The sequence below is a fragment of the Actinomyces urinae genome, assembly GCF_900119695.1.
GTDB lineage: Bacteria > Actinomycetota > Actinomycetes > Actinomycetales > Actinomycetaceae > Gleimia > Gleimia urinae.
This window is the reverse complement of the sequence record NZ_LT632547.1, coordinates 571185-595317: the sequence shown is the minus strand read 5'-3', so window position 1 is coordinate 595317 and position 24133 is coordinate 571185. Positions and strand designations below refer to the sequence as shown.

Sequence of the window (24133 nt, the reverse complement as noted above, 5' to 3'; positions counted from 1 at the left end):
AACTTTCCTTGAATCCTATGACTGGCTCATTTTGTGTGACTCATATCCCTATGTTTCTGCCAGAAAGTCACGTTGCGCATTTTCATAAATAGAAAACCGTGGTGAAATTAAAAACAATCGTGTTAATAAACTCGTTCTTAGATGCGCAAAATACGGTATCGATTGACCCACTAAAGGATTGTCTCAAGAAAAAAGGCGTCACTCGGGTTTCGAGCAACGCCTGCAATTAGGTTTAAATTATCCCCCGGCGAATGGAGGGAGGACGTCGAGAGTGTCGATCGATTCTGCGGAATCAGTTGGGAGAACCTTCTTGCCCTCAGCCAGTAGCAATGAGCGGGAAACAACTCTCTCTAGCACGTCGTTTCCCGCACTAACCTGCTGGAGTAGTCCTGCAACGGTTGGTGCAGGTTCGACGCGAATGGTTGAGCACCCGGCGGCTTCGGCCGCGCCGGCAAAGAGGCGTATCGTAGCCACTATCCACCAATCCTTGACATTGTGCGTTTCGGGGATTGAAAATCGGGCCTGCCCATGCCGTGCCCGGCTTGCTTCTGTTCGGTGGCACCCATCCAAATGCTTGCCAGCTCTTCGTCACTGGCTCCGGCTCTTAGCGGGCCACGTAAGTCTGTTTCCGTGGTTGCAAATAGGCAGGTACGGATCTGCCCATCAGCCGTGATCCGCGTGCGGTCACAGTCCGCGCAAAACGGGTTCGTTACAGAAGCAATGACGCCCACATCTCCGGCGGGGTGGTCCGCGCTCGCGGCTACGTCCCAAAGCTCGGCTGGAGTTGAACCGCGTGGCGTTGAGGAGGGAGTTAGCTCGAATTTCGTTGAAAGCCGCTCCAAAATGTCGGCCTGCGTAAGTAGCTGGTCACGCCTCCATGAATGGGCGGGGCCAAGCGGCATGTGCTCAATGAAACGTAGGTGGTAACCGTGGTCGAGGCAGAAGGCTAGAAGCTCGACGATGTCGTCTTCATTGATGCCCTTCATAGCAACGGCATTGATCTTGATTGGATTCATTCCGGCATGGTCTGCTGCTTCGATACCACGCAACGCGTCGGCTAGTCTGTCCCGCCTGGCAATGGATGCGTACCGCTGCGGGTCAAGAGAGTCGAGTGAAATGTTTGCCCGTGACACGCCGGCTTTAGCAAGCGCTTCGGCGCGCTTGTCGAGTCCAAGTCCGTTGGAGGTAATCGAAATCTGTGGCGGCGCGCCCAAATGGGTAATCATGGCCTTGGTCTGTGAAACGATTTGTTCAAGCGAGCGGCGCAGTAGAGGCTCCCCTCCGGTAAAGCGCACCTGCTCGATACCAAGCATTTCGATACCGACACGGATCAAGCGCAGGATTTCTTCATCACTCAAAGTGTTTTCCGTTGGAAGCCACTCCAGGCCTTCGGCCGGCATGCAGTATTGACAGCGCAGGTTGCAACGGTCCGTCAAAGAGACACGCAGATCGCGAGCAACACGACCAAACCTGTCAGCTAGAACCCCTAACTGCGTATTTGACTGCATATCACTCACATATCTTCATGAATAAATTGACTAACCGATTCTATGCACGAGGAGGGAGGCCTATCCACTCGAACCAGTTGTTGTGCAACACGATCCACGCCAGTAGCCCATAGCCCGCCTGGTTTGGCAGGCCGGTCTGTGACATCGCGAGATCGTCGTGCCACTGGTCGTGTGTTAGCAGGGGCGAGAACGTGTCCACAAAGGGGATGGACCTGCGTTCGGCAACCTCGCGGCAAGCGCGTACAACCTCTGACAGTTGGCGCGAATCGGAAGTTTGAAGTGGGGGAGGTCCCACAATCATTACTTTGATGCCCAGTTGGGTAGAAACATCCACCATATTGGCAAGATTGAGGCGGGTTCGGGGTGTGGAAAGCCCAGTCTCCACATCTTGTTTGCCGACGGCGATGATGAGGCGGTTATCGGCCCCGTCTTTGAATCTCGGCATGCACTCGTTTTCCCAGCGCTGTGACATTTCGGTGGTGGATTCTCCCGGCATGGCAAGGGGAAACACGTTCATGGTTTCTGGGACGTTGGTGCGTGCAAGCACTCTTCCAATCCATCCGAGGGCACGAGGGTCACCCGTTCCCGCTACGAGTTCGTCACCGATCACGCAAAGCCTGATGTCGTTCACAATCGTCTCCTTCAGCCCTTCACAATACACGCAAAGCGGGGCCGGCTAACGCCAGCCCCGCCCCGTGGTCTTTTAGCGTTCGAACGCGCCCTCCATCAAAATCTCGTGCTGGTACTTATGCAGAGCCATGGTGCCAGCTGCCGGAGATGCGGCCGCCGGGCGTGATACTACCTTGACCTTGCGGTCGATTTGGGTGAACAGGTTGAGCGCCAGGAACGGCCAAGCGCCCTGGTTTTGCGGCTCATCCTGCACCCATACCAGTTCGGCGTCGCCAAATGGTGCAATCGCTGCTTTCAGTTCATCTAGCGGAAGCGGGTAGTACTGCTCCACTCGCACGATCGCGGTCTTGCTATCACCGCGACGCTGGCGTTCCTTCACGAGGTCGTAGTAGACGCGGCCCGAGCACATAATCACTCGATCAACTGCTTGCGCGCCTGCGGTGATGGCCTCGTCCGCTTCACCGATTACGGACTGGAAGTGGCCGGAGGTGAAATCCTCAACTGCGGAAGATGCTGCGGAAAGGCGGAGCAACTGCTTGGGCGTGAACACGATCAGTGGCTTACGCGGGCGCTTGTACGCCTGCGTTCGAAGCAGGTGGAAGTAGTTTGCCGGAGTGGACGGCTGGGCGATCCACATGTTGTCTTCCGCAGCCAACTGCAGGTAGCGCTCGATGCGTGCCGAGGAGTGGTCCGGCCCCTGGCCTTCATATCCGTGGGGGAGCAGTAGCGTCACGGAGGAACGCTGATCCCATTTCTGTTCCGCGGATGAGATGAACTCGTCAACGACGGTCTGCGCGCCGTTAGCGAAGTCACCAAACTGGGCTTCCCAAAGAACCAGTGCTTCAGGGCGCTCCAGCGAGTAGCCGTACTCGAACGCCATTGGTGCGTACTCAGAGAGCGTTGAGTCGTTAATGTCGAGCTTAGGCTGCTCGTCCACCAGGAAGTTCAGCGGCGTCCACTCGCGACCATCGTTGTGATCGTGGAGGACGGCGTGGCGCTGCACGAAGGTAGCGCGGCGCGCGTCCTGGCCGGACATGCGAACCGGGGTGCCTTCCATGAGTAGCGAGCCAAACGCGATCAGTTCACCAAAGCCCCAGTCGATCTTGCCCTCGCGCGACATCTTGTGACGCTTTTCGAGTAGCTTCGCAAGCTTGGGATGCGGCGTAAATCCTTCTGGGATGGCTAGGTGTGCATCACCGATGCGTTCAATAACTTCGCGGGTTACTGCCGATTCCCAACCGATCATCATGCCTTCGCCCGCGCGTTGCGCTTCGGGGCGTTCCAGGCCTGCAACGGTTTCGCCCGACACTGCGGCCTTGTCCGCGCCTCTCGTTTCTTCGAGGATCTGGTCCAGTAGCGCGTTGTATTCGGCCAGTGCCTTGTCGGCCTCTTCTTCGGTAATATCGCCGCGGCCGATAAGGTCCTTGGTGTAGCGGTCACGTGTGGTGAGCGTGCGGTCAATCAGGGAGTACATGACCGGTTGGGTCATCGACGGGTCGTCGCCCTCGTTGTGTCCGCGGCGGCGGTAGGTGACCAGGTCGATGATGACGTCCTTGTTGAACTTCTGACGGAACGCGAAGGCGAGTTTTGCGACGCGCACAACCATTTCCGGATCGTCACCATTTACGTGGAAGATTGGAATCTGCAGGCCTTTGGCCATGTCGGTTGCGTACTTCGTGGAGCGCGCCACCGTGTTCGGCGTGGTGAAGCCGATCTGGTTGTTGATGATCACGTGTAGTGTGCCGCCGTTGCGGTAGGCGGGGACCCTGCTCATATTCAGGGTCTCATAAACTACACCCTGGCCGGCGAATGCGGCGTCACCGTGGATCAGGATTGGCAGAATCGGCCAGCCGGGCTCGTTCAGCTTGTCATGCTTTGCGCGAGCAACGCCCTGCAGTACACCGTCGGCAGCTTCGAGGTGGGATGGGTTAGCGGCGAGGTAGACCTTCGTTGCTGCGCCGTCGTCCGAAGTGAAGATACCTTCGGTGCCCAGGTGGTACTTAACGTCACCGGATCCAAGGACAGAGCGAGGATCCTGGTTGCCTTCAAACTCCGAGAAGATCTGGCCGTAGGATTTGCCGGCAATGTTGGCCAGCACGTTCAGACGGCCGCGGTGTGCCATTGCGATGGCAACCTCAGCGATCCCATCGTGAGCGGCCACCCAAAGTACGCGGTCCAGAAGCGGAATCAGCGACTCGGAACCTTCCAGCGAGAATCGCTTTTGGCCGATGTACTTGGTTTGCAAGAAATGTTCAAAAGCTTCGGCCTTATTCAGCATCGTCATGATGTGACGCTGGGTTTCAAGCGTGGGCTTCTCCCAAGGCTTCTCAACGTGCTCCTGAATCCATTCGCGTTGGGCCGGATCAACCATGTGCATGTATTCGATGCCGGTGGAGCGGGTGTAGGTGTCGCGAAGCTGTTCGAGGATTTCGCGTAGCGTCATGTGGTCGCGGCCGCCAAAGCCGCCGGTTGGGAACGAGCGGTCCAGGTCCCATACGTTCAGCCCGTACGTCGACAGATTGAGGTCGGGGTGGCGGCGAACCTTGTAATCGAGCGGGTCGGTGTTGGCGGCGAGATGACCGGCAACGCGGTAGGCGTGGATAAGCTCCACAATGCGTGCGGGCTTGCCCTTCTCGCGCTCCTCGTTGTATTCCTTGTCGCGCTCCCAGCGGTATGGCACATAGGGAACCTGCATAGAGTCGAACACGCGGTCGTAGAACCCGTCTTGACCGGCAAGCTTGCGCGACACCATTCGCAGAAGTTCTCCAGAAGCCGCGCCTTGGATGATGCGGTGATCGTAGGTAGACGTCATCGTCATGATCTTGCCAACGCCCATTTTTGCAAGGCGTTGCGGTGAGGCTCCCGCCCACTCGGCAGGGTAGTCCGTTGCGCCTACACCAATGATCGATCCCTGGCCCTTCATAAGGCGGGGAACAGAGTGCGTAGTTCCGATTGTTCCCGGGTTGGTAAGTGTAACGGTGCCACCCTGGAAGTCGCCGGCGCCCAACTTGCCTTCGCGAGCCCGCTTAACGATGTCCTCGTAAGAGGCAACGAACTCGGCAAACGTTAGCGTGTCGGCTTCTTTGATGACGGGAACCATGAGCATGCGGTTCCCATCTTTCAAAGGAATATCGATTGCGAGGCCGAAGCCAACATGCGCGAGGTGCTCAACGGCAGGCTTATCCTTTTCGTCAAACGTGTAGCGCACGTTCATTGACGGCATCTCTACTAGGGCTTCAACAAGCGCGTAGCCGATGAGGTGGGTAAAAGAAACTTTGCCGCCGCGAGTGCGGGCGAGGTGGCCGTTAATAACCGCACGGTTTTCAATCAAGAGCTTGGCAGGAATCTGACGGGCCGAGGTTGCAGTGGGCACCTCGAGGGAGCTTTCCATGTTCTTCGCAACGGCGCGGAACGCTCCCTTCAGGGTTTCGGTCTCATCCTCGGAACGCGTCTCATTGTTGAGTATGGACGCGGCACGAGCCTTTGCAAGGCGGGTGTAGGGCGACGTTGCCTCGGCGACCTTGGACTTAGGAATGGGAGGGAGGTCTGCGCGAGTCTCGTCGATAGCGTTCGGGTTGAAACGCGACGCGGACGCGGCGATTGGAGCAGAGGCCTCTACGGGAGCGGAGTCCGCGGAGATCCTAGACGGATCATGGGGGGCAGGCGGGGCCGGAGGGCGGGGTGCTGCTTGAATCGGGCCGGGTGTGTATTCTGTCATCGCTCTTGTTTCCTTGGGCTCGCGATATTGTCAACGATTCCAGTTGATCGCTTCGATGGTGATCGGGCGTTGCAACTTCAATCAGTTTAGGACGAATAATCCCCGTTTTCTCTTGATATAGAGAGATTTTACAGTTATTTGCTCAACTGATAATCGCCTATGGCTTGGACCTTAAAAGTTGAAGGGGATTCGAGGCTTTGAAAAAGACTTAATTGGGATCAGAAAAGCCAGGGTCAATGAGGTAATCAACACCTATTGCGCGCGTGTATGGAAAAACGGTTAAGCTGGGATAGATGCATAAAGATGAGCCTCCTCGAAGTTTTAGGCCGGTGATGAGCCGGTGATATATGACGTTCTTATGCTCCTATTTGGAGTTGTTCTCACGCTGGGCACAGCTGTTTTTGTTGCCGCAGAGTTTTCATATGTGGCTTTAGATGTTGCGTCGGTGGAACGTCGGGCAAATGAAGGCGACAAGAAGGCGAAGCAGGTTGTTAAAGCACTGCGTATCCTGTCCACCCAGCTTTCGGGCGCGCAGGTGGGTATTACGCTAACAACCATTCTGCTGGGTTACACCACGCAGGTGTCTTTGATGAACCTGTTCACGAAGATGTTTGCAAGCTTTGGCCTCGCTCTCACGCTTGCCACCAGTATCGCGGTAGTGCTGTCCGTCATCTTCATAAACGCGTTCTCCATGTTGTTCGGCGAGCTGGTTCCAAAAAACATGGCTCTTGCCGATCCTTTCCACACCGCGAGCCTTGTTACGCCGGTGCAGGCGGCGTTTACAAAGCTGTTGCACCCACTTATTAAGGTGTTGAACGATACTGCAAACGCGGTGTTGCACGCTATGGGGATCACGCCGATGGAAGAGATTTCTTCCGCCAGGTCCGCGTCAGAGCTTGCCGCATTGGTGCGCCACTCCGCGCAGGAAGGCACGCTAGACACCTCAACTGCGACGCTACTTACCAAGTCGATTGGCATTGGAGAACTAACTGCGATAGACGTGATGACAGACCGTGGTCGGATGGTCTATTTGAGCGAGTCTGCCTCGGCCGCCGACGTAGTTGAGCTTGCGCGCACTACGGGCCACTCGCGCTTCCCGATCGTGGGTGATGACTCGGACGATATCGTGGCTTTCGTGTCGCTTCGCCGCGCTATCGCGGTTCCTTGGGATAAGCGAAGCGAAGTATCTGTACTCTCTTCCTCGCTCACTTCGGAGGTGCTCCGCGTACCGGAAACCCTAGCGCTTGCTCCGCTGCTCCTTATGCTCCGCGCAGAAGGTCTTCAAATCGCGGTGGTCGTGGATGAATACGGTGGTACTTCGGGAATCGTCACGTTGGAAGATGTTGTAGAAGAAATCGTGGGTGAAGTTGCCGATGAGCACGATCGCCGTCGTCACGGCATTCGACGCCAGAATGATGGCTCGTGGAAGGTACCCGGCACTCTTCGTCCCGACGAGTTGCTGGAACGCACCGGTATTTTCGTTCCCGAGGACGGTCCGTACGAAACCCTGGGTGGGTTCATGATGCTCAAGCTTGGCCGTATCGGCGAACCTCATGACAAAGTGCAGGTTGAAAACACAACTTTAGAGATCTTGCGTATGGATGGGCGCCGCATCGATCAGATACTGGTGCGCGCAGCTTGGCCAGAACAAACGGATGAGGGCAAGGAGGATGCCAAATGAGTATCACTGCTGGCCTTCTAATCACGCTGTTCCTGCTCCTTTTGAATGCGTTTTTTGTGGCCGCCGAGTTCGCTGTCACCTCTTCGCGTCGGGCGCAAATAGAGCCGCTCGCAGACGAGGGGAAACGAGGCGCCAAGACGGCCCTGTACGCCATTGAGAATGTTTCGTTGATGCTGTCGATCTCCCAGCTGGGCATCACGATCGCTTCAACCTCGTTGGGCGCGGTTGCAGAGCCTGCTATTGCAAGGCTTGTGGAGCGTCCTTTGCACTCCGTGGGACTTCCAGCCGCGTCCGCGCATGCGGTTGCGTTTGTTTTGGCCTTGTTACTGGTGTTGTACTTGCACGTGGTTTTTGGGGAGATGGTGCCGAAGAACATGTCGGTTTCGGCTCCTGATAAGGCGCTGTTGATTCTGGCTCCGCCACTGGTTGCGATAGGGCACGTGTTGCGTCCAGTCGTTGTGAGTCTTGACCATCTGGCGAACTGGTTCGTGCGCTTGTTCGGTTTGGAACCTCGCCACGAGGTTGCCGCGTCGTTCACTGCCGAGGAGGTTGCCTCGATCGTCGAGCTATCCCAGCAGGAAGGGACGATTCACGATGAGATCGGTCTACTGAGCGGAACACTCGAATTCTCGGAGGAGCACGCTGGTGACGTGATGGTGCCGGTTGACGAGCTGGTGAGCGTGCCACGTGACGTGACGCCTGCCCAACTGGAGCGTGAGGTAGCAAAAACTGGTTTTTCACGCTACCCGGTGGTGGATGAAGAGGGCATGCCGGTCTTTTATCTCCACTTGAAGGACATCTTGTTCGCGGACCCGGATCAACGCGACTTGCCATTGGATGAGTGGCGTTTTAGGGAGATGCCGGTTGTTCAGGCAGATGACGAGGTAGAGGACGCACTGCGCATTATGCAAGGCTCGGGTACGCATTTGGCGGAGGTTGTAAAGGACGGCCAGACGGTTGGCGTGCTCTTCTTGGAGGATGTTATTGAGGAGTTGGTCGGCGAGGTTAGGGACTCGCTCCAGCGTGAAGATGTTCTCATTGAGCGCAACCTGGATACGTGAGTCGAACTTGGGCTTGTAGCTCATTGGTGCCAGTTTGAAGCGATGAGCGTGAGTCTGTGCACAGCTTTTTCAAACGGGTTGATCCGCGAGGCTCAGCGTTATAAGTTCGTTATGTATTCACCGTGTGAGTTCGTGTGAATCAACCTCTTATTCCGCACTGTTGGGAAGGGATCTGTTATTTTGCCTGTGAATGGTTCTCCAAACGGCTCGCCTTTCCCTACGCGTCGTCAGCTTCGCGAGCAGGCCGAAGCGTCCTCGAAGCGAAAGATCCAAAAACCAAGTTGGTTAAGCCTTTTGAAGGGCGGTCTTGTAGCCGTTGTTGCGGCAGCTACCGTGGCAGTTCCGCTAACTGGTTTCGTTGGGCCAGAAACTTCAATTGCGCTACCTTCAAAGGTGGTAGCTTCACCGGCCGCACAATCCTCGTGGGCTAAAAGCGCTGATGTCGTTGTTGCGGAGGCAGAGGGGTTGCGTGAGGTTGCGGGTGCGGCCTCGAGGGCAAAGCTTCGCACCCCACTTGAGATTTCGCAGTGCTTGCAGGTGATGCCCGCTAACGGTAACCGCTCGGTGTCAGAGTCGGCACCTATTGTCTGGCCGCTACTTGAGGGAACGTTCAATATTGCGTCCCCGTTCGGTTATAGGTTTCACCCGGTTCTGGGTTATTCCAAGTTGCACGAGGGGCTGGATATGGCCGGCCCGAATGGTACCCCTATTTTTGCCGCATCAGATGGCGTGGTGCAGGCATCGGAGCCCATGGAGGGCTACGGTTATTGGATTTTGATCAAGCATACTAAGTCCGATGGAGAGGTGTTTTACACCGGTTACGCTCACATGTATGCCGAGGATGTCCTGGTGAAGGCTGGGGATCAGGTACACGCGGGACAGCGGATCGCTTCGGTGGGTAACACGGGCACTTCTACGGGCCCACATCTGCACTTCGAGGTGCATGATAAAGACAATCAGCTGGTGGATCCGATGGTGTGGTTGCAGCAAAATAATGCTCGCCAGCCGGGCCAAGGTTGTGACTAGTTTATGTATGACGTTCCTCGTAGAGGAGCCCCGCTGGTTGTAGCTCACCGTGGTGGCGCTAACTTGGCTCCGGAAAACTCGTGGGAAGCATTCGAAAATTGCGCTAGGCTCGGTTTTCAGTTCGTGGAAACGGACGCTCATCTGACGGCTGATGGCCACGTTGTGCTGATACACGATCCGATTCTGGATCGAGTTTCGGACGGTTTTGGTCTTGTCTCGGCTCACACGTTGGAAGAGTTGCAAGACATGACGATCAACGGCTCTGCGCGCGGCCCGGTTCTCCTCGCTGACATCTTGCAGACCTTCCCTCATTTGAAGCTAAATATTGATGCGAAAGAAGAGGACGTTTGGCGTCCAATGCTTGAGGTCATCCGCGCTCACGGAGCGATGGATAGAGTGTGTTTAGCCTCATTTGATTCGGGCCGCCTGCAACGTATTAGAGAGGTTGCGCCGGAGATTAGAACTTCGCTGGGACAAGTGGAGGTTGCGCGTCTGTTCCTTGCGGCGCAGACACAGACGCCGCGTCTGGTTGCACGGCAGGATTGGTCGCGCCTCGGAGTAGTAGCTGCACAAATTCCGTTAAAGATTGGTCATATCCGGCTGGTGTCTAAACGCTTTGTTAGTTTCGCGCATTCCTTTGGCATTGCGGTGCACGTGTGGACGCTGAATGAGCCAGAAGAGATCGTGCAGGCGCTAGATGCTGGTGTGGATGCGATCATCTCGGACGATCCGGTTTTGGTCCGTGAGATTATTCGCGCCCGCAAATCCATGTGATCGTCGGTCTCGTTTAACGGTTTCTCTGCCTGACTGGTACGATTACAACGGCTTTTCAGATAGCCAGGCCCCGATAGCTCAGCGGATAGAGCGTCTGCCTCCGGAGCAGAAGGTCGCAGGTTCGAGTCCTGTTCGGGGCGCTTTGCACTTCGCGATGTAAGCGCGTTAGGACCCTTTTGCTGGGCCATATTTTGCTTGCCAACTATGTTCCGCGGCTTCGTGTAATAATTAGGTAAACAATCTTTCTTTGGAGGTCGCAATGCGCGTGCATATTGCAGCTGATCATGCTGGATTTGAGCTTCGTAACTACCTGATTGAGATGTTGAAGGAAGGAGGCCACGAAGTCGTTGACCACGGTGCAACAGAGTACGATGCCCTCGACGCATACCCAACGATGTGTATTCCTTGTGGCGAGGCGGTCGCGGCTGAACCGGGTTCACTTGGCATTGTGATCGGTGGTAGCGGTAATGGCGAACAGATGGCGGCGAACCTCGTGAAGGGTGTTCGTGCGGCACTGGTGTGGAATGAGGCCACCGCGGTGTTGGCTCGCGAGCACAACGATGCGAACGTGATCGCTATTGGTGCCCGTCAGCACACAATGGAGGAGGCCGCTCACTTTGTGAATGTGTTCCTTGCCACCCAGTTCTCGGACGATTCTCGTCATGCTTACCGGATTGGTTTGATGAGCGAGTACGAGAACAACCACTGATATAAGGCAATCGAGGGCAGGTCCAGGTTTGGGCCTGCCCTTTTGTTTGCCTTGACTTCGGGTGGCTTTGTTCGCTCGGTGGGCGCTGGTTACGCGGGGCGGGGGTTTGCCTTTAAGATTGGGGGCGTGACTCCTAAAGATTTAGAAAAGCTTATCCATGAGGTTCTGACCGGCTGCGTGAGCGACGGTGCGATTAGTTTGGATGCCGAGGACATCGAGCAGGATGTGACGGTGGAGCGTCCGCGTAACCGCGAGCACGGTGATTGGGCAACGAATATAGCGATGCGTCTGGCGAAGAAGGCGGGGATGAATCCGCGTGAGTTCGCGCAGATTATTGCGAAGCGTTTGGCATCCGAGGCCGGTATTGCGCAGGCTGAGGTGGCGGGCCCGGGCTTTATTAATGTCCGTTTGGATGCGGCGTCGGCCGGCGAGCTTGCACGCACCATTTTGGAGGCGGGCAAGGAATACGGCCGAAACGAGTCCCAGGCTGGCAAGCATGTGAACTTGGAATATGTATCGGCTAATCCAACCGGCCCCATTCATCTTGGTGGCGCACGTTGGGCAGCGGTTGGCGATTCGATGGCCCGCCTGTTGAAGGCAGCTGGCGCGGACGTTACTCGCGAGTACTACTTCAATGATCACGGTGCGCAGATTGATCGTTTTGCCCGCTCGCTGTATGCGCGTGCAAAGGGGCAGCCAGCGCCCGAGGATGGTTATGGCGGCCAGTATATTGAGGACATCGCGAAGCAGGTGATCGCCGACTCGCTTGCGGCTGACGAACCAAATCCGCTGGATTTGAGCGAAAACGAGGCCGTGGAGGCGTTCCGCGCTCGCGGCGTGGAGCTCATGTTCACCGAGATTAAGGTGAAGCTAAAGGAGTTCAGGTCTGAGTTTGACGTGTTCTTCCACGAGGATTCTTTGCATGAGTCCGGTGCGGTAGATGAAGCGATTCAGATTTTGCGCGAGCGGGGCCACATTTTCGAAGAGGATGGCGCCCTGTGGCTTCGCACCACCGAATTTGGTGATGATAAGGACCGTGTGCTGGTGAAGTCGGATGGCGACGCAGCTTATTTTGCGGGCGATCTGGCGTACTACTTGGACAAGAGGGCGCGCGGGGCCGATAAGGCCGTGTATCTGCTGGGTGCGGATCACCACGGTTACATCGGTCGCATGATGGCTATGTGCGCGGCATTTGGTGACGTTCCGCATGAGAACTTGGAGATTCTGATCGGTCAGATGGTTAACCTGGTCCGCTCCGGCAAGCCGGTGCGTATGTCAAAGCGTGCGGGAACGATCGTGACGCTCGATGACCTGCTGGATGCGGTTGGCGTGGATGCGGCTCGTTATTCTCTTACTCGCGCGTCGATGGATCAAAACCTCGACATTGATCTTGACTTGTTGTCGCAGAATACTAATGACAACCCGGTTTACTACGTACAGTACGCGCATGCTCGTACAGCTAACGTGGCGCGCAACGCGGAGGAACATGGCGTTACTCGTAGCGCCGAGTTTGATCCGGCGGCGCTTTCACACCCGGCAGATGGGCAGTTATTGGGTGTGCTCGCGCAGTACCCAACGGTGGTTGCTCAGGCGGCGGAGTTTTTGGAGCCGCATCGCGTGGCGCGCTACCTTGAAACCCTTGCTGGCGCTTACCACACTTGGTATGCGCAGTGCCGCGTGACGCCGCGAGCGGACGAAGAGGTTGATACTGGTCACGTGGCTCGCCGCTGGTTGAACGATGCGGTGGCGCAGGTTCTGCGAAACGGCCTAGATCTCCTTGGGGTATCTGCCCCCGAGCGTATGTAGAGGGCCGCTGGAATGAGCCACGACCTCAGTAATCTTTTGGCGCCGAGGCCAAGCGAACGGCCAGATCTATGGCCGTGGAGTGCACGGCATGACGGAACTGGGCTTTCGTTAGGTAAAGTCAGTGCTTTGCAACTGGTGGAATCATACGGTTCGCCGCTGTATGTTCTGGACGAAGCCGATCTGTACGGCCGCGCGAACGTGTGGGCTACGGTTATGGCCGAAGAGTTCTGGGACGGCTATGGCATGGGCGGAGGCTCGGCGTACTACGCGGCTAAGGCCTTGATGAGCGGGCGCGTGATTGAACTGGTCACCAGCGCCGGCATGGGCGTAGACACGGCGAGCTTGGGCGAATTGACGCTCGCGCTTCGTGCGGGTGCAGATCCTGATCTGGTGGGTTTGCACGGGAACAACAAGTCGGATGAAGAGCTACGTTTGGCGATCAGCGCGGGAACCCGTGGCATTGCGCGAATTGTGGTTGATTCAATAGGCGAGGTGGAGCGGGTTGCTCGCATTGCGAAGGAGTTGGGCCGCCGCGCCCGAGTGATGATTCGGGTGACTACGGGAGTACATGCCGGTGGTCATGCGTTCATTGCAACCGCGCATGAAGACCAAAAGTTTGGCTTGTCGTTAGCGGCGGGTACGGCTCTGGAGGCTGTCCGCAAGATCGCGGCGCATGATTCGCTTGAGTTTATGGGATTGCACGCCCATATCGGATCCCAGATTCGTGACCTTGAGGCTTTCGCCGAGTCCGCCTCGCGCTTGTTGTCTTTGGCACAGCAGTTGGCTGATGAAGGCGTGGTTTGCCACGAACTTGATTTGGGCGGCGGCTACGCGATCACGTACACGGGACAAGACCCTCAGCCCCTCGCGCCAAAGGATATTGCGCGCACGCTCGCGGGCGCGGTTCGCGAGGCATGCGAGAAGTTTGATCTTAAAATGCCGCATGTGTCAGTGGAGCCGGGGCGGTCGGTGATCGGCCGGGCTGTGGTGACGCTGTACCGGGTGGGCACGGTTAAAGATGTGCCGATTGAGGGAGGCTCGCGCCTATACGTCTCGGTTGATGGGGGTATGTCGGACAACATCCGTCCCGCTCTTTATGAAGCGAAGTACACGGCGCTGCTGGCCAACAGGGTTTCGGATGCGCCGCCGCGTCTGGCTCGCGTGGTAGGCAAGCATTGCGAGTCTGGTGATGTGGTGGTTTCTGATGTGGCATTGCCCGGTGATATTCACGAGGGTGATGTGCTTGCTGTGCCCGCAACGGGTGCATACGGGCATTCGATGTCGTCGAACTACAACATGCTGACTCGTCCGGGCACACTCGGCGTAGGCATGGGAGAGCCGCATTGGCTGATTTATCCGGAAAAGCTCGAGGATTTGTTTGCGCGCGACGCGGCGCTAAACACCACTGAACTGGTGGAGGAAAAGTGAGTAGTGTTCAAAAGATTGCCGTTCTAGGTGCGGGCACAGTTGGTTCGCAGGTCATTCGTCTGATTGAAGAGCACCAAACGGATTTGGCCGCACGGGCGGGAGCGCGCTTGCAGGTTCAGTCGGTGTTGGTGCGTGATGTGAATGCGAAGCGTGATTTTGAGGTTGATCCTGCTCTACTCACTACGGATGCGAATGAGGCGATCGACGGGTCCGACATCGTGATCGAGCTGATCGGTGGTATTGAACCCGCATTCACATACGTGAAGCGTGCCCTCGGTAATGGTTCAACGGTGATTACTGGCAACAAGGCTTTGCTGGCTAAGCACGGCGCGGAGCTTTATGAGCTTGCCGAGCAAAACGACACGGATCTTTATTACGAGGCTGCCGTGGCCGGTGCGATTCCGATTGTGTACGGCTTGCGTGAGTCGATCGCGGGTGACCGGGTGAATCGCCTGGTTGGAATCGTGAATGGCACTACTAACTTCATCCTTGACCAGATGACCACGACGGGTGCTACGTACAAGGATGCGCTGGCAAAGGCGCAGGAGCTTGGTTTCGCAGAGGCAGATCCAACGGCCGACGTTGAGGGGCTCGATGCGGCTGCGAAGTGCTCAATTATGGCTTCGCTCGCATTCCATACACGCGTTTCAATGGCAGATGTTAAGGCGCAGGGGATTAGCAGTATTACTGCGGAGGACATCGCGCAGGCTGCGAAGTCAGACATGGTAATTAAGCTGATCGCGGTGGCGGAGCGTTCGAGCGCGGCTGGTGAAGAAGGCATCACTGCGGCGGTATACCCCGCTTTGATCCCGGTTTCCCACCCTCTTGCCACGGTTGCTGGTGCGTTTAACGCGATTTTGTTAGACAACGAGTCTGCTGGCCGCCTCATGTTCTATGGCCAGGGTGCGGGAGGCGCTCCTACGGCCTCAGCGGTGCTTTCCGATTTGGTGGCGGGCGCTTCACACCGCGTTCTGGGCGGCCACGCTCCGCGCGAGTCGCGGTACGCGAAGCTACCGATTTTGAGTCCGGGTATGGCGTCTTCTCGCTTCCAGGTTTCTCTGCTGGTTGCAGATAAGCCAGGCGTGCTGGCCGAAGTTGCAGGGGTATTTGGGCAAAGCGGCATTTCGTTGATCACTGTCTCGCAGGAGATGACCAAGCCGGGGGAGGCCGCGCGGGTAACCCTGTCTACCAGCGCCACGTCCGGGAAGAGCATGGACGGAGTCCTCTCTAAGCTACGCGATTTGCCCGTGGTGGATGAGGTCGCATCGGTGTTCCGAATTGAGGGTGAGGCATAATGCGCCTCACAAATGATTTTGTTCGGGTGAAGGTGCCGGCGACGTCGGCAAACTTGGGTCCGGGTTTTGACCACGCGGGGTTGGCGCTTGGTATTTTTGACGAGGTCGAGCTACGCGCGGTTGTGGGCGAGACATTCGTGCAGGTGATGGGACACGGCGCGGGAAAGGTTCCCGAGGGCGAGGACAACCTGATTGTTCGTTCGGTGCGCAAGGGGCTGGAATACCTGGATATGCCGCAGGTCGGACTGCGGATGGTAGCGCGTAATCGGATTCCCCACGGTGCGGGTATGGGTTCGTCAGCGGCCGCCGCGGTGGCTGGTTTGATGTTGGCGCGTGGCCTGGTGGGCGAAGAATCGATGTCGTTGGACGAGGTGTTCCAGCTGGCCACGCAGATTGAGGGCCACCCGGATAATGCTGCCCCGGCTATTTTTGGCGGAGTAACGTTCTCTTGGATGGGAACGGAAGCAAAAACGGTTGTGAGGCCGCCCCGCGCAGACCTTGACGCTTGGGTTTTAACGCCAAAGTTCGCGGTTTCAACCAAGCAAGCGCGGGCGGCGCTCCCGAAGCAGGTTCCGCTCAAAGATGCCACGTTTAATCTTTCGAGGGCGTCGCTTCTTGCTTTGATTCTTTCGGGTCAAGCGCCGCTCGAACATCTGTTGGATGCGACTGAGGATCGTCTTCACCAGGCGCAGCGCGCTAAGGCAATGCCATCAACTTATGATCTTGTGCAGTATTTGCGTGGCGAGGGTCTACCCGCTGTAGTTTCCGGCGCGGGCCCGTCGGTGCTCGTGTTTGGAACGCTTGATCCACAGCTTGTGGATGAGGCGAAGGCTGCCGGCTGGACGGTAAAGAATCCCGGTATTACGCCCGCTGGCGCGTCTATGGAGGCTTCCCGCGAGGGTGGGGAGAGTCCGAATGCAGGCCTGTAGGGCTATGCGGGCCGATCATATTTTTAAAACGAGTGTTTTACTGATAGCATTGGGGGCGGTTCATTGAGCCGCTGCTAACTACTGTTAGCTATCTAAATCTTCCATCTTGCGTTTATCGCCGGGAAGAATGCATTCTCATCCTTTGTGTCGCTTTCTTCCCGCATTGATGATGGAAACGCTCCTGCTTTAACAGCAGTCTTTCATGGCCTTTGGCCGGTAAAAGTAAGGAAATTCGTTGAGCGAAAACCCAACTACTAAAAAGCGCCCACTGTCGCAGATGCGTCTTGCTGAACTGCGTGAAGCTGCCAATGAAATGGGGCTTCAAGACACGGCGAAGATGCGTAAAGCCGAACTTCTAGCAGCGATTCGAGGCGCGCAGGGATCCAAACCGCAGGCGAGCGAGAAGCCGCAGGCGAAACCTAAGCCGCAGACTAAATCCGCGCAGAAGCCCGCAGAGAATAAGCGTGAGGATTCGATTCCTGCTTCCAAGAACGAGTCGAGCAGCAAGGCGGATTCCTCTGAGCCTCGTCGTAGGCGTCGCCGGGCGGAGAGCAACGGGGGCACACCGGCAGCTATCCAGTTGGATGTGAAGGCAGAGCTGGGTGAGCGGCAGGATTCGCACGACGGAGCTGGCGCCACGAACCTGCTTGATGACATAAAGCTACCGTCCGCAGAAGATTCACATTCCGATGATGGATCGGATAACGACCACGGCTCAAACCGTAGGCGAAACAAACGCAATAACCGCGACAACAACCGCGATGGTAGGGACCGCGATGACCGTGGTCGCAGGCGCCGTGGTCGGGATCGCACAAAGCGTCGTCGCGATGATGAAGAGCCGCAGCTACAAGACGATGACGTACTGATTCCGGTTGCCGGCATTTTGGACGTGCAGAACAACCACGCGTTTGTTCGCACCTCCGGCTACTTGCCTGGTCCGAATGACGTTTACGTAACTCTTGGAAACGTGCGTCGTTGGAACCTGCGTCCGGGTGACGCGATTGTTGGTTCTATCCGTCAGCCGCGTCAGAACGAGCGTCAGCGACAAAAGTACAACGCCCTTGTTGCGGTTGATTCGATCAATGGCATTTCGGTTGAGCAGGCTGGCGAACGCCCCGAGTTTTCTAAGCTCACCCCGCTGTACCCGGATGAGCACCTGCGTCTTGAGACCACGCCGAAGGCAATCACGCCGCGCATCATTGATCTCGTGGCGCCGATTGGTAAGGGACAGCGTGGCCTCATCGTTTCGCCGCCTAAGGCCGGTAAGACGATCATCATGCAGCAGATGGCTAACGCGATTTCGCAGAACAACCCGGATGTGCACCTGATGGTTGTCCTTGTGGACGAGCGCCCTGAAGAGGTCACCGATATGCGTCGCACGGTTAAGGGCGAGGTCATTGCCTCGACGTTTGACCGTCCTGCCTCGGACCACACGATCGTTGCAGAGCTCGCAATTGAGCGTGCCAAGCGCCTGGTTGAACTGGGCCACGACGTGGTTGTTCTTCTCGATTCGATCACGCGCCTCGGCCGCGCATACAACTTGGCAGCGCCGGCTTCTGGCCGCATCCTGTCCGGTGGTGTGGATGCTTCGGCGCTGTACCCGCCAAAGAAGTTCTTTGGTGCTGCGCGTAACGTCGAAGAGGGCGGTTCGCTCACGATTATTGCTTCGGCTCTTGTAGAGACAGGTTCGAAGATGGATGAGGTTATCTTCGAAGAGTTCAAGGGCACGGGCAATATGGAGTTGCGCTTGTCGCGCCAGCTGTCTGAGCGTCGCATCTACCCGGCGGTTGATGTGAATGCTTCGGGTACGAGGCGTGAAGAGATGCTGTTTAAGAAGGAAGAGCTTGCGATCATGTGGCGTCTGCGCCGTGTGCTTGGCCAGCTCGATCAGCAGCAGGCGCTTGAGCTTATGCTTGATAAGTTGAAGGACACGCAAAACAACGCGGAGTTCCTCATGGCGATCGCGAAGACGACGCCAAAAGACTAGTGGGGGACCGGCCGGAAATAGTGATCTATTGTACGGCCGGCCACCTGGAAATTAGTGGCCAAACCTGGCAAACTAAACGGCGGTTCCGGTTCACCAGCGAATTGAGCGTCTGGACCCGGCATCCTCGAATTTCTTAAGGAGAAAACCATGAAGCAGGGTGTACACCCCGATTACAAGGCAGTGCATGTGACGTGCACCTGCGGCAACGAGTTTGATACGGCATCGACTTTGGGCGAAGATCAGCTGCGCGTTGATGTTTGCTCGAACTGCCACCCGTTCTACACCGGCAAGCAGAAGATTCTTGATACTGGTGGTCGCGTGGCTCGCTTCGAGGCTCGCTACGGCAAGCGTAAGCGCTAGTTATTTTTTGGCGGCGCCGCGCCCAGGTTTGGGGCGTGGCGCCGCTGCTGTATTTTGGACGTAGGGAGCCGCAAAGCCGGCCAGTTTGATGAAAAGCGAGGACCAAGTGGGTCAAGATTATAGCCACGAGTTGCAGGCGGTTGAGCCTCTGCTTCAGGAGTATCGCGAGGTTGAGCTTCAACTTGCTGATCCGCAGGTGCTGGGGGACAGGGCGCGATCACGCAAGCTTGCGAAGCGCTTTTCAGAGCTGGGCGCAGTTAAGGCGGTTGCGGATCGATTCACGCAGGCGCTGGGAGATTTTGAGGCGGCGCAGGAGATGGCGGAGCTCGATGATGAGTTCGCGGCGGAGTTGCCCGGTATGGAGCAGGCCCTGGAGCAGGCTCATGACAAGCTGGTGCGCACGTTGGTCCCGCGTGATCCCTCTGATGCTGATGATGTGATTTTGGAAGTGAAGGCCGGTGAAGGCGGCGAAGAGTCGGCGCTGTTCGCTGCTGATCTTGCCCGCATGTACACGCGTTACGCGGAGACGAAGGGCTGGAAGGTCAAAGAGCTGTCTTCAACGCCTACGGGACTTGGCGGTTTGAAGGAAATCTCGCTGTCTATTGCTTCGAAAGGCAACGTGGCGCCGGAGGACGGCGTATGGGCGAACTTGAAGTTTGAAGGTGGCGTGCACCGCGTGCAGCGAGTGCCGGTTACGGAGTCGCAAGGACGCGTACACACTTCCGCTGCGGGCGTGATTGTGGTTCCGGAGGTCGAGGATGACGATGAAGAGATCGAGATTGATCAAAACGATCTTCGCATCGACGTGTATCGTTCGTCGGGTCCGGGTGGGCAGTCGGTGAACACAACGGACTCCGCGGTGCGTATTACTCATATCCCGTCGGGCATTGTGGTGTCGATGCAGAACGAGAAGTCGCAGATTCAAAACCGTGAAGCTGCTATGCGTGTGTTGAAGGCGCGATTGATTCAGAAGCAGCGTGAAGAGCGTGAGGCGGAGGAAGCCGCGGTACGCCAATCGCAGGTGCGTTCGATGGACCGTTCGGAGCGTATTCGTACGTACAACTTCCCAGAAAATCGCATTGCGGATCACCGCACGGGATACAAGGCGTATAACTTGTCTAACGTGCTCGATGGTGACCTGGGGCCGGTAATTGATTCTGCCATCGTCATGGATGAGCAGGAGCGCATGGACGCGGCGGGCCAGTCGAAAGAGTAGCAGTGGATCCGCTGAGGCTGTTTCGCGAGCAGGTGCAGACCCTTGCTCGCGCGGGTGTGGATAGCGCCGAGGCGGATGCGCGTGCAATTTTTGAGGCCGTACTCAGCGAGCCGATGTATATGTGGCCGCGCGAAATCGCACCGGATGACGCGCGGGAGATCGAGGCGATGATTGCGCGCAGGGCGTCTCGTGAACCGTTGCAGCACGTGTTGGGCAAAATGTGGTTCTATGGCCTCGAACTTGGGGCGGGCCCGGGCGTATTTTGTGTGCGTCCCGAAACGGAGGTCCTGGCGAAGTGGGCGATTGACGCTATTGGGAGGCAGAAGGCCGCTGTATTGGATCTGTGCACGGGTTCGGGGGCGCTTGCGTTGGCAGTTGCGGCTAATACACGCGCGGATGTGGTTGCACTGGAGGGGTCCCCGGAGGCTTGTGCGGCTGCTCGCGTGAATGCCGAGTCCCTCGGATTGAAGGTGCAGGTGGTCCAAGGCGACGCGCTGGTATTCAACCCGCAGTGGGAGGCCAAGTTTGATCTGGTGGTATCGAATCCACCCTATGTGCCGCCCAGAGCGCTAGCCCCAGAGCTTGATTTTGATCCGCCGCAGGCCCTGTGGGGTGGAGGCGATGATGGGCTGGACTTTGCGCGCGGCCTAGTTCCTCTGATCTACCGGTATTTGAAGCCCGGCGGGTGCTTTGGCATGGAACACGATGACACACAGGGGGAGGCCACCCGCGAAATTGCGAGAGACGCCGGATTTGCGGACGTCTGCACGCTCGCGGATTTGAATGAGCGTCCCCGGTTTGTCGTAGCTCAAAAACCGTTAGGTGAGTGTAGATAATGGAAAGTATGAAAGTGGATGCGCGTGCGGGTATTTCGCGGTCTGATGCGCAGGCCGTGAAGAAGATTGTCGAGGCCGGCGGCTTGCTGGTTTTGCCTACCGACACGGTGTATGGCATTGGGGCAGACCCGTATTCAACGAGCGCGGTAAATGCAGTGTTAGCTACGAAGGGGAGGGGGCGGCAGATGCCTCCTCCGGTGCTGATCGCGGATCCGGAGGACGCCGCTAGGGTGAGCTCGCAGCTGAGTGAGGTTACTCATCGCCTGATAGACGCGTTCTGGCCGGGCGCACTCACGTTGATCGTGAAGGCCGCAGAGGGGATCCGCTTCGATCTGGGCGATATTAAAGATACGGTTGCGATCCGAATGCCTGACCACGAGGCAACGCTGGAGGTTTTGCGCGTGGTTGGCCCTCTGGCGGTGACTTCTGCGAACCTGACCGGAGAACCTGCCGCAACAAGTGTTGAAGAGGCAATAGAATATTTTGGCGAGGGCGTTGATTGCTACATAGATTCGGGGCCAACTCCAGGCCCTGTGCCTTCGACAATTATCGACGTTACGGCTGACGTTCCGGTTCTGCTTCGAGCCGGCATGATTTCGGTCGATGACATCGAGTCAGCCTGCGGTCAGAAAGTTCTTATTAACAAGTGAAGCTCTACATTCTAGTGATGGTGCTAGCGGCGGGAATCACGTTTGTGATGACCGCGATCATGCGACGCCTATCGCTGGAGTGGCGCGTGCTCACGCCAGTTCGAGAAAGGGACGTACACACCGTGCCGACGCCTCGTCTGGGCGGTGTAGGAATGGCAATAGGGTTTATTGTTGCCATGCTGTTCGCTTCCCGGCTCGACTATTTCGATCCGGTGTTTCAAACGGGTACCCCGTGGGCAGTGATGATTGGGGTGCTGACGATCGCTGCGCTGGGCCTCGTGGATGATATTTGGGAGCTTGACTGGCTGGCCAAGTTGGCGGGCCAAATTTTGGTTGCTGTTTTCATGGCCTACTTTGGCGTGCAGTTAATTTCGTTCCCGATATTCGGTATTACTATCGGCTCTTCCAACCTGTCACTGTTCGTAACTATCTTCATGTTCGTGGCGATCATGAATGCGGTGAATTTCGTAGATGGATTGGACGGCCTGGCTGCGGGAGTAGTGGGGATTGGCGCATTCTCTTTCTTCGTGTACTCCTACATGCTCACCCGGGTTACCGGGGCACTAACCTACGCTACGACATCGTCGCTGATTGTGGCGGTACTGGTTGGGATTTGCGTTGGATTCTTGCCACATAACTTCCACCCCGCCTCGATCTTTATGGGCGATTCAGGTGCTCTGAGCCTGGGTACGATCCTTGCGGCGGCGGGCATTATCGTGACGGGACAGATTGATCCAAGTGTGCTGGGCACAGAGCAGGTCATTACCGGTTTGCTCCCCATAGTTCTGCCCCTGCTGGTGATAGTCATTCCGCTGGTAGACATGACTCTGGCTGTTTTTCGGCGTTTACGGGCGGGTAAATCACCGTTCCAAGCGGATCGAATGCACCTTCACCATCGCCTGCTCAACCTGGGGCACAGTCAGGTGGGGGTCGTGATGATCATGTACCTGTGGACCGCTGTGATTACGTTCTCTGCTGTCGCGCTTATTGTGTTCAGTCCCAAGCAGGTAGCTGCCGTGGCGGTCCCTGCGGTGATCGTTAGTATTGTGTTTACGGTTCGATTCTTGCCGGGCTTGCGGCAAAAGATGCATAGGAAGTGACGCGAATGTCTACACCGCTAGTACCCACCGATGCGCTTCGCGCCGCGGTTTCAAAAACTGTGAAAAACGTTTTGAGAGTTTCCGTGATTGTCGCGGTCCTGGCAGGCGCTGTCGCTTATATTTCCGCAGGCGCCTTGGCGGGAGTTTCCGGTCTCATTGGGGGAGTCGTTGGTATTTTGCTCGCCCTGGTTACTTGGTTCACCATGTCACTGGCGATGAAGAATTTGGATTCGCAGGCGGCCCTGATGGTGGGTGACTACCTGTTCAAGGTTGTGGTGGTTATTGCAACCGTGTTGATTGTGAAGAATCTGACGGGGCTTAACCATACGGCGCTTGGTCTCGCCCTCATCCTTTCGGTGATTGCGCAGGCAGCGGTGCAAACGTGGACGTTAGCAAGCTCTAAAGTGCCAACCATAGATCTGTCTAAGGATGAAAAAGAATAGTAAAATCTGCGTTCGGGCATGAGTGATCCTGATAGCATTATCTAGGTTTTGGCATTAGGCGAGCTCAAGCTGTATACAGTATGGGGTATATTCCTCGTGTACGGTGCAGGGCCGTAACACTTCTACCAGGGGGTGCATCCTGTTCTCCGCAACAGTGTCGTCCGCTTTGACAGTGGCTAGTCAAGGACCAGTTTCAGCGATGCCGGGAATTGGGGACTTCTTTCCTCCAGCGTTTGCCTTCGAGGGCACAATCTTCGAAATGAACCGTTTGGTTCTCGTTCGTCTTATCGCTACGGTCCTTCTGGTTCTCGTGTTTTCGATCGGGGCGTCGAGGGCGAAGCTGATCCCCACTAAGGGACAGTCAATTCTCGAAGGCTTGATTGTGTTCATTCGCGACAAGGTGGCGATTGAGACTCTCGGAGAGAAGAACGGGCGCAAGTACGCGCCGATTCTCACGGTGATCTTCCTTGGCGTGCTGTTCATGAACATTACGGGTGTTATCCCAGGCCTGAACATTGCGGCCTCATCCGTGGTTGCTGTGCCGCTTGGTTTCGCACTGATTTCGTACGTGGTGTTTGTGGGTGCCGGTATTAAACACCTGGGCGCTGGGCAGTTCTTTAAGAATCAGCTCTTCCCCCCGGGCGTGCCCTGGCCTCTGTACATTTTGCTAACGCCAATTGAGTTCCTCTCAACGTTCATCATTCGTCCGGCAACGCTCACCATCCGTTTGTTGGCAAACATGCTGGCGGGGCACCTGATGCTGGCCCTGACGTTTTTTGGAACTCACTTCTTGTTCTTCGAGGCCGCGGGTGCACTGAAGGGCGTTGGGGTTCTAACGTTCGCAGGCGCGATTGGGATTACCGCGTTTGAGATTTTCGTGGCCGGCTTGCAGGCATTCATTTTCTCGATCCTGACGGCCGTTTACATCAAGACTTCTATTGAGACCCACTAGGCAGTAAGCCAATAACAAACTCCT

21 protein-coding genes and 1 tRNA gene are annotated in these 24133 nt (G+C 56.7%); 18 read left to right on the top strand and 4 right to left on the bottom strand.

Annotated features, from left to right (window positions below; translation table 11 throughout):
• Positions 1–237 precede the first annotated feature (237 nt).
• The 4 genes from BQ7114_RS03990 to BQ7114_RS03975 form a co-directional block, all read right to left on the bottom strand.
• Positions 238–474 carry a MoaD/ThiS family protein gene (locus BQ7114_RS03990; protein ID WP_083431731.1) on the bottom strand — a complete coding sequence of 79 codons (237 nt, stop codon included), beginning with the start codon at positions 472–474 and terminating at the stop codon, positions 238–240.
• Positions 474–1508, bottom strand: a complete 1035-nt coding sequence (moaA, locus tag BQ7114_RS03985; protein WP_072342222.1) for a GTP 3',8-cyclase MoaA — start codon at positions 1506–1508, stop codon at positions 474–476. The genes BQ7114_RS03990 and moaA overlap by 1 nt, the downstream gene beginning before the upstream one ends.
• 40 nt (positions 1509–1548) lie before the next feature.
• Positions 1549–2130 (bottom strand): GDSL-type esterase/lipase family protein, encoded by a 582-nt coding sequence (locus tag BQ7114_RS03980; RefSeq protein WP_072344772.1) that lies wholly within the window; start codon positions 2128–2130, stop codon positions 1549–1551.
• A gap of 81 nt (positions 2131–2211) precedes the next feature.
• A complete protein-coding gene (locus BQ7114_RS03975; protein ID WP_072342219.1) occupies positions 2212–5856 on the bottom strand; it encodes a multifunctional oxoglutarate decarboxylase/oxoglutarate dehydrogenase thiamine pyrophosphate-binding subunit/dihydrolipoyllysine-residue succinyltransferase subunit in 3645 nt (1214 codons plus the stop codon).
• Positions 5857–6199: 343 nt separating this feature from the next.
• Between BQ7114_RS03975 and BQ7114_RS03970 the strand changes: the two genes are divergently transcribed.
• The 18 genes from BQ7114_RS03970 to atpB all read left to right on the top strand — a co-directional run bounded on the left by BQ7114_RS03970 (position 6200) and on the right by atpB (position 24109).
• Entirely contained in the window at positions 6200–7537 is a 1338-nt protein-coding gene (locus tag BQ7114_RS03970) for a hemolysin family protein (protein WP_143236852.1), read from the top strand.
• Positions 7534–8598, top strand: coding sequence for a hemolysin family protein (locus BQ7114_RS03965; RefSeq protein ID WP_072342214.1), 1065 nt, complete (start codon positions 7534–7536; stop codon positions 8596–8598). Before BQ7114_RS03970 ends, BQ7114_RS03965 begins: the two co-directional genes overlap by 4 nt.
• 186 nt (positions 8599–8784) lie before the next feature.
• Positions 8785–9624, top strand: coding sequence for a M23 family metallopeptidase (locus BQ7114_RS03960; RefSeq protein WP_083431730.1), 840 nt, complete (start codon positions 8785–8787; stop codon positions 9622–9624).
• 3 nt (positions 9625–9627) lie between these two features.
• A complete protein-coding gene (locus BQ7114_RS03955) occupies positions 9628–10398 on the top strand; it encodes a glycerophosphodiester phosphodiesterase family protein (RefSeq protein ID WP_072342212.1) in 771 nt (256 codons plus the stop codon).
• Positions 10399–10465: 67 nt separating this feature from the next.
• A tRNA-Arg gene (locus tag BQ7114_RS03950) sits at positions 10466–10538 on the top strand.
• Between the two features lie 119 nt (positions 10539–10657).
• Complete coding sequence (locus BQ7114_RS03945; protein ID WP_072342210.1) at positions 10658–11107, top strand: ribose-5-phosphate isomerase; 450 nt, start codon at positions 10658–10660, stop codon at positions 11105–11107.
• Positions 11108–11233: 126 nt separating this feature from the next.
• Entirely contained in the window at positions 11234–12913 is a 1680-nt protein-coding gene (argS, locus tag BQ7114_RS03940; RefSeq protein WP_072344766.1) for an arginine--tRNA ligase, read from the top strand.
• Positions 12914–12925: 12 nt separating this feature from the next.
• Positions 12926–14341 carry a diaminopimelate decarboxylase gene (gene lysA / locus BQ7114_RS03935; RefSeq protein ID WP_072342207.1) on the top strand — a complete coding sequence of 472 codons (1416 nt, stop codon included), beginning with the start codon at positions 12926–12928 and terminating at the stop codon, positions 14339–14341.
• Positions 14338–15636, top strand: coding sequence for a homoserine dehydrogenase (locus BQ7114_RS03930; RefSeq protein WP_072342204.1), 1299 nt, complete (start codon positions 14338–14340; stop codon positions 15634–15636). The genes lysA and BQ7114_RS03930 overlap by 4 nt, the downstream gene beginning before the upstream one ends.
• A complete protein-coding gene (gene thrB / locus BQ7114_RS03925; protein WP_072342201.1) occupies positions 15636–16565 on the top strand; it encodes a homoserine kinase in 930 nt (309 codons plus the stop codon). The genes BQ7114_RS03930 and thrB overlap by 1 nt, the downstream gene beginning before the upstream one ends.
• Positions 16566–16800: 235 nt before the next feature.
• Positions 16801–18552 carry a transcription termination factor Rho gene (gene rho, locus BQ7114_RS03920; protein ID WP_072342198.1) on the top strand — a complete coding sequence of 584 codons (1752 nt, stop codon included), beginning with the start codon at positions 16801–16803 and terminating at the stop codon, positions 18550–18552.
• Between the two features lie 147 nt (positions 18553–18699).
• Positions 18700–18912 (top strand): 50S ribosomal protein L31, encoded by a 213-nt coding sequence (rpmE, locus tag BQ7114_RS03915; protein ID WP_070621157.1) that lies wholly within the window; start codon positions 18700–18702, stop codon positions 18910–18912.
• A 106-nt stretch (positions 18913–19018) separates the two neighbouring features.
• Positions 19019–20128 carry a peptide chain release factor 1 gene (gene prfA / locus BQ7114_RS03910; RefSeq protein ID WP_230205957.1) on the top strand — a complete coding sequence of 370 codons (1110 nt, stop codon included), beginning with the start codon at positions 19019–19021 and terminating at the stop codon, positions 20126–20128.
• Between the two features lie 2 nt (positions 20129–20130).
• Positions 20131–20964, top strand: coding sequence for a peptide chain release factor N(5)-glutamine methyltransferase (gene prmC / locus BQ7114_RS03905; RefSeq protein ID WP_072342192.1), 834 nt, complete (start codon positions 20131–20133; stop codon positions 20962–20964).
• A complete protein-coding gene (locus BQ7114_RS03900) occupies positions 20964–21614 on the top strand; it encodes an L-threonylcarbamoyladenylate synthase (RefSeq protein WP_072342189.1) in 651 nt (216 codons plus the stop codon). Before prmC ends, BQ7114_RS03900 begins: the two co-directional genes overlap by 1 nt.
• On the top strand, positions 21611–22714 hold the full coding sequence (locus BQ7114_RS03895; RefSeq protein ID WP_072342186.1) for an MraY family glycosyltransferase: 1104 nt from the start codon (positions 21611–21613) through the stop codon (positions 22712–22714). The genes BQ7114_RS03900 and BQ7114_RS03895 overlap by 4 nt, the downstream gene beginning before the upstream one ends.
• Before the next feature lie 5 nt (positions 22715–22719).
• Positions 22720–23157, top strand: coding sequence for a Cg1360 family ATP-synthase-associated protein (locus tag BQ7114_RS03890; protein WP_072342183.1), 438 nt, complete (start codon positions 22720–22722; stop codon positions 23155–23157).
• A 259-nt stretch (positions 23158–23416) separates the two neighbouring features.
• Positions 23417–24109 carry a F0F1 ATP synthase subunit A gene (gene atpB / locus BQ7114_RS03885; RefSeq protein ID WP_326844859.1) on the top strand — a complete coding sequence of 231 codons (693 nt, stop codon included), beginning with the start codon at positions 23417–23419 and terminating at the stop codon, positions 24107–24109.
• Positions 24110–24133 lie beyond the last annotated feature (24 nt).

Bases quoted from the DNA above. Each gene is read 5' to 3' on its own strand.
- moaA (WP_072342222.1), bottom strand. From the start codon at position 1,508: ATGCAGTCAAATACGCAGTTAGGGGTTCTAGCTGACAGGTTTGGTCGT.
- BQ7114_RS03975 (WP_072342219.1), bottom strand. From the start codon at position 5,856: ATGACAGAATACACACCCGGCCCGATTCAAGCAGCACCCCGCCCTCCG.
- BQ7114_RS03965 (WP_072342214.1), top strand. From the start codon at position 7,534: ATGAGTATCACTGCTGGCCTTCTAATCACGCTGTTCCTGCTCCTTTTG.
- BQ7114_RS03955 (WP_072342212.1), top strand. From the start codon at position 9,628: ATGTATGACGTTCCTCGTAGAGGAGCCCCGCTGGTTGTAGCTCACCGT.
- BQ7114_RS03945 (WP_072342210.1), top strand. From the start codon at position 10,658: ATGCGCGTGCATATTGCAGCTGATCATGCTGGATTTGAGCTTCGTAAC.
- lysA (WP_072342207.1), top strand. From the start codon at position 12,926: ATGAGCCACGACCTCAGTAATCTTTTGGCGCCGAGGCCAAGCGAACGG.
- thrB (WP_072342201.1), top strand. From the start codon at position 15,636: ATGCGCCTCACAAATGATTTTGTTCGGGTGAAGGTGCCGGCGACGTCG.
- rpmE (WP_070621157.1), top strand. From the start codon at position 18,700: ATGAAGCAGGGTGTACACCCCGATTACAAGGCAGTGCATGTGACGTGC.
- BQ7114_RS03900 (WP_072342189.1), top strand. From the start codon at position 20,964: ATGGAAAGTATGAAAGTGGATGCGCGTGCGGGTATTTCGCGGTCTGAT.
- BQ7114_RS03890 (WP_072342183.1), top strand. From the start codon at position 22,720: ATGTCTACACCGCTAGTACCCACCGATGCGCTTCGCGCCGCGGTTTCA.
- atpB (WP_326844859.1), top strand. From the start codon at position 23,417: ATGAACCGTTTGGTTCTCGTTCGTCTTATCGCTACGGTCCTTCTGGTT.